Here is a 7997-nt window from a genome sequence, read left to right as displayed (position 1 = left end):
GCGCGAACAACCACGGACGGCCCGCAGCCGCCCACCGAGAACACCCCCTACGGCGAAGCGGCACCGGCATCCCGCGAAGCGGACGCGTGGCCCTACTCGGGCACGGTGAAGTAGCGGGCGAAGGCGGGTACGACCTCGGCTTCGCCGACCTTGCCGTCACCATCCGCGTCGAGCGCGGCGGCGGCCGGCCCGGCGGCGTCCTCGGGAACACCGAGGCACTTCAGGACGCGGCCCGCCTCCTCGACCGTCGCGGCGCCGTCCCCGTCGGTGTCGGCGACGTCGAGGGCCGCATGCAGGAAGGGACGGGCGATCTCGGCGAACCGGTCGGGGTTGTCACGCAGGCGCTTGACCGCACCGGTGACGAACTCCTCGCGCGTGATGCGCTGGTCGCCGTCGCGGTCCGCTATGCCGGCCATGCCCTGCCAGAAGGCCTCGGCACCGCCGTACAGGGCCTGCCCCTTGTCGGACCGGGCCGTCACGGCGAACTCCGTGAGCAGCGCCTTGGCCGCGCCGTAGAAGTCCTCGCGGTCGATGTAGCCGTTGCCGTCCTGGTCGAAGGTGGCGAACCGGTCGGCGATCCTGCGCTCGTACTCGCTGCTGACCATGTCTCTTTCGGGCCGCCTTACGTCGGGTGGGGTGAGTATCGGTCGGAGCGTACGACGGAGGGAGCCGTTCGGGCGCGGGAAAACGTCACTTGTGCCAAGACCGGGGAAATACCGGGACAACGGCGTGTCGGAACGGCGACACTCCGTCCACCGTGCGTCATCGCGACGTCACGCGGAGAGGGGTTCGCCCTCGTCACCGAGGGCCGCGTCCACATCTCCGTACACGTCGAACAGCCTGCGGACGCCCAGCGCGCCGAGGACCCGGTTGACGTGGGACCCGTCGGCCGCGCCCCGGGCGGGCAGCACGAGGCGCAACCGGCCCTGGCAGGAGCGGATCAGACGACGGGCCGCGATGAGCACGCCGACGCCGCTGGAGTCGCAGAAGAACACCTCGGACAGATCCAGGACGAGACAGTGGTGCCCCTCGGCCACCAGATCGTGCACGCGCTGACGCAGCACCGGCGACGTCACCAGATCGAGCTCGCCGGACACCTGGAGCACGGCCCATCCGCCCTGCTCGCCGCCGGTCACTTTGAAGGTCACCACCACGCCCCTCGCTCGCCAAAACGGAAGCAGTCCCTACGCTTCCTTGCAGCGCGGCTGCCCAGCGGCAGTTCCCTGAAACACAACCCGAAAAACGGATCCCCCGCAGAAGAGGCTTGTTTTAGTCGGCTTCGATCCTGTTCGATCCTCTTCAGTCAGGTCTGATCAGAGGGTGGTGGGGTAGGCGCGAGTCCAAAGGCGTGCGGGACGAGCTCCCGCACTCCCCTACCACCTGGGGCCGGTCAGGGGGCGCACTTTGCCACAAAGGGGCGTGCGTGAGCGGACGTGCCGACTACATTCGAGGAGACGCCGGGGACAGGCTGGACAGAGCACGGGCGCGGGAGACGAGCAGGGGGTGAGGGGGCCACATGGCGAAAAAGGACGTACCGCCTCGCTGGGACCGCAAGATGCAGCAGCGGCTCGCCCGCGGCGAAGCCGCCGCCCTCGGTGAGCTCTACGACCGGTTCGCCTCCCTCGTGCACGGCCTCGCCCACCGCGTGCTCGGCGACGAGCGCGCCGCCGACCGCATCACGCGCGAGGTCTTCATCCACGTCTGGGAGCATCCCGACTCCTACGACCCCAAGCAGGGCCCGCTGCGCACCTGGGTGGCCACACTCGCCCACCGGCTGGCGGTGCAGCGGCTGCGCGCCACCGAGACCGCCGCCCTGGCCCGCGAAGGCTCCGGCACCGCGGAGGAACTGGAGCACAAGGTGCGCCGCGCCTCGGTCGCGGCCCGCGCCGACTACATCGTCCAGTCCATGCCGGTCCCGCTGCGCTCGGCCCTGGAGCGGGCCTACTTCCAGCGCCGCGACTACCGCCAGACCGCCGCCGACCTCGGCATCACCGAGGACGAGGCCCGCCGCCGGCTGCGCCTGGGCCTGCAACTGCTCTCCACCGCCCACGACACCGAGGCACCGGGCGCACCGCCCGGATACGGGGGTGCGGTGTGAACGGGCCGGAACGGTTCGAGGCGCACGACGGCGACGACGACGGGAAGAACGGCCACGAGGGGGAGAACGGCCCGGAGGGTAAGGACGACATCCCGGCGCCCGGGCGCCCGCCGCGGATACCCACGCCCCGCACCTCCGTCGAGGACGGCGGGCTGCCTCTGCCCGCGCCGGCGGACCTCGGCGTCACACCACCGCCGCCCGCCCCGCCCGTCCTCGAACACCCCGTGCTGAAGGCCCTGCTCGGCGCGTGGGCGCTGGCCGCCTGCTCGGCCGAGGAGGCCACGGCCGTCGAGGAGCACCTCGGCGACTGCGGCTCCTGCGCCGACGAGGCCCGGCGGCTGCGCGAGGCGGTCGGCCTGCTGCAACGCCCGGAGAGCCTCGACCTGGACCCGGGTCTGCGCACCCGTGTCCTGGACACCTGCCTGGAACGGCGCCCGCCGCGCATCCCGGTACCGGACTGGGCCGCCGCGTACGACGCCGAGACCGCCCGCCTGGACGCCCTGCTTCAGGACTTCGGCGACGCCGAGTGGCACGCGCCGGTACGGCTGCGCTGGTTCCGCTCCGACGCGGCGACGAGCCGCCGCACCACCGTCGCCGGGGTCATCGCGCATCTGCTCAGCGTCGACGGCCTGGTGTCGGTCGCGCTCGGCCTGGACGACCCGCTGGGCGACGTCCCGCCCCGGAAGCCGACCCCGGCGGCCCGCACCGAGGCGTTCTGGCGCGCCTCCCACTTCCCGCCCACCCGGTTCGTGCGCGCACCCTGGCGGGAGCAGAGTCACAGCCTCGTGCGCACGGTGTCCTTCACGGGCGGCGGCGCGGGGAAGATGCCGGTGTCGTACGGCGACTTCGAACTGCCCCTGCACGACGCGATGCTCGACCGCGCCTTCGAGTGCTGGGTGCACGCGGAGGACATCGCCGACGCGGTCGACTACCCCTACGACCCGCCCTCGCCCCGCCATCTGCACCGCATGATCGACCTGGCGGCCAGGATGCTGCCGACGGCCCTGGCCCACCGCCGCCGGGCCGGCCTGGCCTCCCCCGCCCACCATCGCCATCTGGTCGCGGCGGGCGAACCGGGCCGCAGCCTGCGTCTGGAGATCGAGGGCTCGGGCGGCGGCGAGTGGCTGATCCCCCTCGACTCCCCCGCGGCGAAGGGCTCCGCCGAGCACGAGGTGGCCCACGTGGCCCTGGACGGCGTGGAGTTCTGCCGCCTGGCCGCCGGCCATGTCCCCCCGCAGGAGGCGGCGGCGGGCCAGGTGGGAGACAAGGAGGCGATCAGGGATGTCCTCTTCGCGGCTGCTTCACTGAGCAGGATGTGAGTTTTTTGGGGGCGCGGGGAACTGCGCGAACAACCACACACAACCCGCATCCGCCACGAAACCGGACAGTCCGAGCTACTAGGCGAAAATCACCGTCCGCCGCCCATTGAGCAGAATCCGCCGCTCCGCATGCCATTTCACGGCCCGCGCCAGCGCCTGGCACTCCACGTCACGCCCGATCGCCACAAGCCCCTCCGGCGTCACGTCGTGCCCGACCCGCTCGACCTCCTGCTCGATGATCGGCCCCTCGTCGAGATCGGCCGTCACATAGTGAGCCGTCGCACCGATCAGCTTCACACCCCGGGCGTGCGCCTGGTGGTACGGCTTCGCGCCCTTGAAGCTCGGCAGGAACGAGTGGTGGATGTTGATGATCCGCCCCGACAGCGCCTTGCACAGGTCGTCCGACAGCACCTGCATGTACCGGGCGAGCACGACCAGCTCCACGCCCTCGTCCCGCACGATGCCCAGCAACTGCGCCTCGGCCTCGGCCTTCGTGTCCTTCGTCACCGGGATGTGGTGGAAGGGGATGTTGTACGAGCCCACCAACTCGGCGAAGTCCGTGTGGTTCGACACCACTCCGGCGATCTCCACCGGCAGCGCGCCGGTACGGGCGCGGAACAGCAGGTCGTTCAGGCAGTGCCCGAACTTGCTGACCATCAGCAGGATGCGCATCTTCTGGTCGCCGCGGTGGATCTGCCACTCCATCTGGAACGAGTCGCCGATGGCCGCGAAGCTGGCCCGCAGCTTGTCCACGGTCACCGGCGCGTCCGCCGAGAAGTGGACGCGCATGAAGAACAGCCCCGTGTCGTGGTCGCCGAACTGCTGGCTGTCCTCGATGTTGCAGCCCGTCATGAACAGATAGCTCGACACGGCGTGCACGATGCCCTTCCTGTCCGGGCAGGAGAGGGTGAGGACGTACTGGTCGGCCGGGACCGCGGCGCTGGTGGACTGCTCGTTCATGCAGGACAGGGTCCCACAGGGGACGACACCACCGGCAACCGTCCCGCTGTGCGGAACGGCGACGAGGGACGCCGCCTAGGCGGACCTCGTCATGATCTGCAGCACGTCCAGGCTGCGCGGCGCCGTGTCCGGCTCCTCGCCGTCACCGGCCGCGAGCCGCACGTGCGCCTCCCGGGCCGCCCGGACCGCCTCCGGCCACGCCTCGTGCTCCAGGTAGGCGGCGACCGGGGCGTCCGGCCCGACCTGGTGCATGATCCGCAGCACGCGCAGCACCGCGGTGTCGACGAGGGCCGCCTCCTGGGCGTCGCGGAAGATCGTGCCGACGTACTTCTCGGCGGACCAGTGGTCCAGCCAGGTGTCCTCGACCAGCCGGTACACCGCGTCGGTCACGTCGCCGTAGCCGTCCACGCCGGCCAGCCAGACGTCCCGCTGGAAGCCGGGATCGGAGAGCATGTGCAGCGCCGAGCGCACGTTGCTGCGCCAGCGCCACCACGGCATGTCGTTGACAGGCATGCCGCCCATGGTGGATGAGCGACGGCCACGACGGGAAGAGTTCTCCGAAGCTTGCACGGTCATCGATCGTACGTTCCCCTCCACATCGGTCACACCGGCCCCCGCAATTCACCTGTGCGTCACCAATTGTTGACCGGACATCACTCACGGGTTAGCCGTGTGGCGGAATCGTGCAGGACCATGACCGGCAGGCGACGCACCCGCAGCACATTCCTCCCCGGCCTCCTCACCCGTCACGCCAGAAAAGGCGTCCTCTCCGCGGGCACGGCGGTCGCGTGCGCGTCGCTCCTCGCCGGGTGCGGTGTCGTCCCCGGCACCACGGGGGAGGCCGGGGACGACACCATCACCGTCATGACCTGGGCTCCGCAGGACACCAAGGCCACCAACAAGCCCGGCATGCCCGCCTTCGCCCACGCCTACGCCCGCTGGATCAACGCCGAGGGCGGGATCAACGGCCGCAAGCTCAACGTGCTGACCTGCAACGACCACAACGACAGCGTGGCCGCCGCCAAGTGCGCCCGGCGGGCCGCCAAGGAGAACGTGGTCGCGGTCGTCGGATCCTACAGCCAGTACGCGGACTCCTTCTTCCCGTCGCTGGAGGGCGCCGGGATCCCGTACATAGGCGGCTACGGCGCCACCAACGCCGAGTTCACCAGCCCCCTGTCGTACCCCGTCAACGGCGGCCAGCCCGCGCTGCTGGCCGGTCTCGGCAGTGCCCTGGCCGAGTGCGGACCCGTCGCGCTGATCCGGCCCGACACCATCGCGGGCGACCAGCTGCCCCCGCTGCTCGACTCCGGTCTGAAGGCGGGCGGGCACCGGGCCTCGCACGACCAGCGGGCGGCGGAGGACGGCACCGAGTACGACGGGCAGGCCACGCGCGCCCTGCGCACGACGAGCACCGACAGGGCGGACCAGGGGTGTGTGGTGCCCGCTCTGGGGGACCGCAACGGCACCTTCATGGACTCCTTCCGGCGCGCCCGCGAGGACTACCCCGAGGTGCGGACGGCCACCGTGCTGGGCAGCGTCGACCAGACGGTGATCGACGCGACCGGCGGGGCGTCGGGCCCCTACGAGGGCTCGTACATCACCGGCTGGTACCCGGTGGCGAGCGATCCGCGCTGGGACGGCATGAAGCGGGTGATCCGCGAGCAGGCCTTCGGCGACAACCGCATCGACCCCGCGGACGCCGGGGTGCAGACCACGTGGATCGCCTACACGGTGTTCCGGCAGGTCGTCGAGTCGCTCGGCGACGGCGAGGTGTCCGCCGACACGGTGGCGGAGGCCCTGGACGACGGCCTGAAGGTCACCACGGGCGGCCTCACGCCGACGCTGCGATGGCAGTTCCAGGACAAGCTCGCAGCCGTGGGCTTCCCGCGTCTGGTCAACGCGAACGTGACTCTCCAGGTGGTGCGGGAGGGACGGCTGGTCTCGGCGCGCAAGGGCTTCGTCGACACGACCGGGACGCTGGAGAACGCCGACGTGAACTACTGAGCGTCCCCGCCCGGCCGTTCGCGTCCCGCCCCCGTCACAGCTGCGTCGGCTGCCGTTCGGTCAGGCCGTACTTCTTCGCGATCCCGTTCCACAGCCCGGCCGCCTTGGCCTTCTCGGTGCTGGCGACGCCGCTGGCCCGGTTCCCGGCCTGGGTCTGGCCGGTCACCCGGGCCTGGCCCTTCTTGCAGCCCTTCCTGCCGGCGGTCTGGTCGGCCCAGGCCGCGTAGTGGTTGTCGGCCGAGGCGGAGGCCTGCCAGGCCTTGGTGAGGGCGGTGGTCAGCGCGGCGTGCCCGGGCAGCCGGTCGACCTCGATGCCGGAGAGCCGGGTGACCAGCCCGGTGCGCTGCTTGGCCGCGTCCCGCAGGTCCTTGGCGGCCTCGGCGAGGTTGTCGCAGCCCTTGACGTCGGCAACGGCGTTGATCACCGTGGAGCGGCTGTTGCCGCTGTCGGCGAGCAGCTTGTCCAGTTCGACCGCCTGGGCCCGGGCCGGGTCGGCGGACGGGGATGCGGAGCCTTCCGACGCGGGTGCGGAGACGGCCACCGTCTTGTTGTCGCCACCGTCGTCGTCACCGCCGCCTCCGCCGCCGGCGAGCAGCGCGCCCGCGCCGACTCCGAGGACGGCGATGCCGATGCCGACGGCGGCGATGACGGGGACCCGCGAGCCGGTCCGGCCACCGCGCGACCGGCCTCCGGCCGGCGGATCCTGAGACGTCCGGGGAGCGGCGTACGAGGGCTGCTCGACGCGGGGCATCTGCTGCGTGGCCCCGGCGGGGCTCTCGGCGCCGCCCTGGCTGCGGAAGAGGTTGTCGAACTCGGCGGGCGGCTGCTTGTCGTCCCCGCCCGGCACCGGCGGGATGAACTGCGTCGCCTCGGCGTCCGGATGCGAGGCACCGGGATGCGAGGCGGCCGGCAGCGGCCCGGCTCCCGCCCCGGTCCGGGGCCCGGTTCCGAGGAACCGCGTCGCCTCGGGGTCCTCCCGGGAAGACATCTCGGGCGGCAGCGCCCCCGGGCCCACCGGGGGTATGTACTGCGTCGCCCCCTCGTCGGCGGACGGCGCGACGGGCGGCAGGTACTGCGTCGCCGCGGCGGCCCCGTCCCCGGGGACGGGCGGTATGTACTGGGTGGCCCCCTCGTCGGCGGGAGGGGGCAGGGGGGCACCCCCGCCGGTGGCCCCGTACGCACCGGAGGCCGGCGGCAGACCGCCGCCGTACGCCTCGGCTCCCGGGGTGCCGTACGCGTCAGCGGCCCGCGGGAGTCCGGCCCCGTGCGCACCGGTGCCCGGCTGCGGCTGGGCGGCACCCCCGGCGGAGGCGCCGTGGCCACCGGCCGCAGACGGCAGTCCGGACTCCTGCGGATACCCGTACCCGGAGCCTCCCCGGGGCCCCTGCCCGCCCGGCCCCGGCTGCGCCTGGGCTGCGCCCCCGGCCGGGGCGCCGTAGGCGTCGGTGCCCTGCGGCAGGGCGCCGGAGCCCTCCGGGGGCAGCGGGGCTCCCGCGCCGGTGGCGCCGTACGGGTCGTAGCCGGTGTGACCCGCGGGCGGCTGGGCCGTGCCGTAGGGGCCGGACCCGTCCGGCGTGCCGGCGTAGGGGGTCGCGGGCCCGCCGGACCCGTCCGGC

Annotated in this window: 8 protein-coding genes; 3 read left to right on the top strand and 5 right to left on the bottom strand. The window is 72.6% G+C overall.

What is annotated here, in order from left to right:
• Nucleotides 1–92: 92 nt before the first annotated feature.
• Together GTY56_RS34980 and GTY56_RS34975 are read right to left on the bottom strand one after the other, a co-directional pair.
• Nucleotides 93–605 carry an EF-hand domain-containing protein gene (locus GTY56_RS34980; RefSeq protein WP_161369305.1) on the bottom strand — a complete coding sequence of 171 codons (513 nt, stop codon included), beginning with the start codon at nucleotides 603–605 and terminating at the stop codon, nucleotides 93–95.
• 168 nt (nucleotides 606–773) lie between these two features.
• Nucleotides 774–1154, bottom strand: a complete 381-nt coding sequence (locus GTY56_RS34975) for an anti-sigma factor antagonist (protein ID WP_161369304.1) — start codon at nucleotides 1152–1154, stop codon at nucleotides 774–776.
• Between the two features lie 362 nt (nucleotides 1155–1516).
• On the opposite strand from GTY56_RS34975, the gene GTY56_RS34970 reads away from it, so the two are divergent.
• Both GTY56_RS34970 and GTY56_RS34965 read left to right on the top strand, forming a co-directional pair.
• Nucleotides 1517–2098, top strand: a complete 582-nt coding sequence (locus tag GTY56_RS34970) for a sigma-70 family RNA polymerase sigma factor (protein WP_161369303.1) — start codon at nucleotides 1517–1519, stop codon at nucleotides 2096–2098.
• Nucleotides 2095–3417 carry a maleylpyruvate isomerase N-terminal domain-containing protein gene (locus GTY56_RS34965; protein WP_161369302.1) on the top strand — a complete coding sequence of 441 codons (1323 nt, stop codon included), beginning with the start codon at nucleotides 2095–2097 and terminating at the stop codon, nucleotides 3415–3417. The genes GTY56_RS34970 and GTY56_RS34965 overlap by 4 nt, the downstream gene beginning before the upstream one ends.
• A 78-nt stretch (nucleotides 3418–3495) precedes the next feature.
• Here the strand turns inward: GTY56_RS34965 and purU are convergent, their stop codons facing one another.
• Both purU and GTY56_RS34955 read right to left on the bottom strand, forming a co-directional pair.
• Nucleotides 3496–4377 (bottom strand): formyltetrahydrofolate deformylase, encoded by an 882-nt coding sequence (purU, locus tag GTY56_RS34960; protein ID WP_161369301.1) that lies wholly within the window; start codon nucleotides 4375–4377, stop codon nucleotides 3496–3498.
• Between the two features lie 75 nt (nucleotides 4378–4452).
• Nucleotides 4453–4953, bottom strand: a complete 501-nt coding sequence (locus GTY56_RS34955) for an SCO4402 family protein (protein ID WP_033312170.1) — start codon at nucleotides 4951–4953, stop codon at nucleotides 4453–4455.
• A gap of 117 nt (nucleotides 4954–5070) precedes the next feature.
• On the opposite strand from GTY56_RS34955, the gene GTY56_RS34950 reads away from it, so the two are divergent.
• Nucleotides 5071–6381 carry an ABC transporter substrate-binding protein gene (locus GTY56_RS34950; protein ID WP_161369300.1) on the top strand — a complete coding sequence of 437 codons (1311 nt, stop codon included), beginning with the start codon at nucleotides 5071–5073 and terminating at the stop codon, nucleotides 6379–6381.
• A 34-nt stretch (nucleotides 6382–6415) separates the two neighbouring features.
• Here the strand turns inward: GTY56_RS34950 and GTY56_RS34945 are convergent.
• Nucleotides 6416–7997, bottom strand: a 1582-nt coding sequence (locus GTY56_RS34945) for a hypothetical protein (protein WP_237525177.1), incomplete at its 5' end; no start/stop codon positions are given.

The sequence above is a fragment of the Streptomyces sp. SID5643 genome, assembly GCF_009872555.1.
Taxonomy (GTDB): domain Bacteria; phylum Actinomycetota; class Actinomycetes; order Streptomycetales; family Streptomycetaceae; genus Streptomyces; species Streptomyces iakyrus.
The sequence above is the reverse complement of the archived record's forward strand: the minus strand, read 5'-3'. Positions and strand labels throughout refer to the sequence as shown.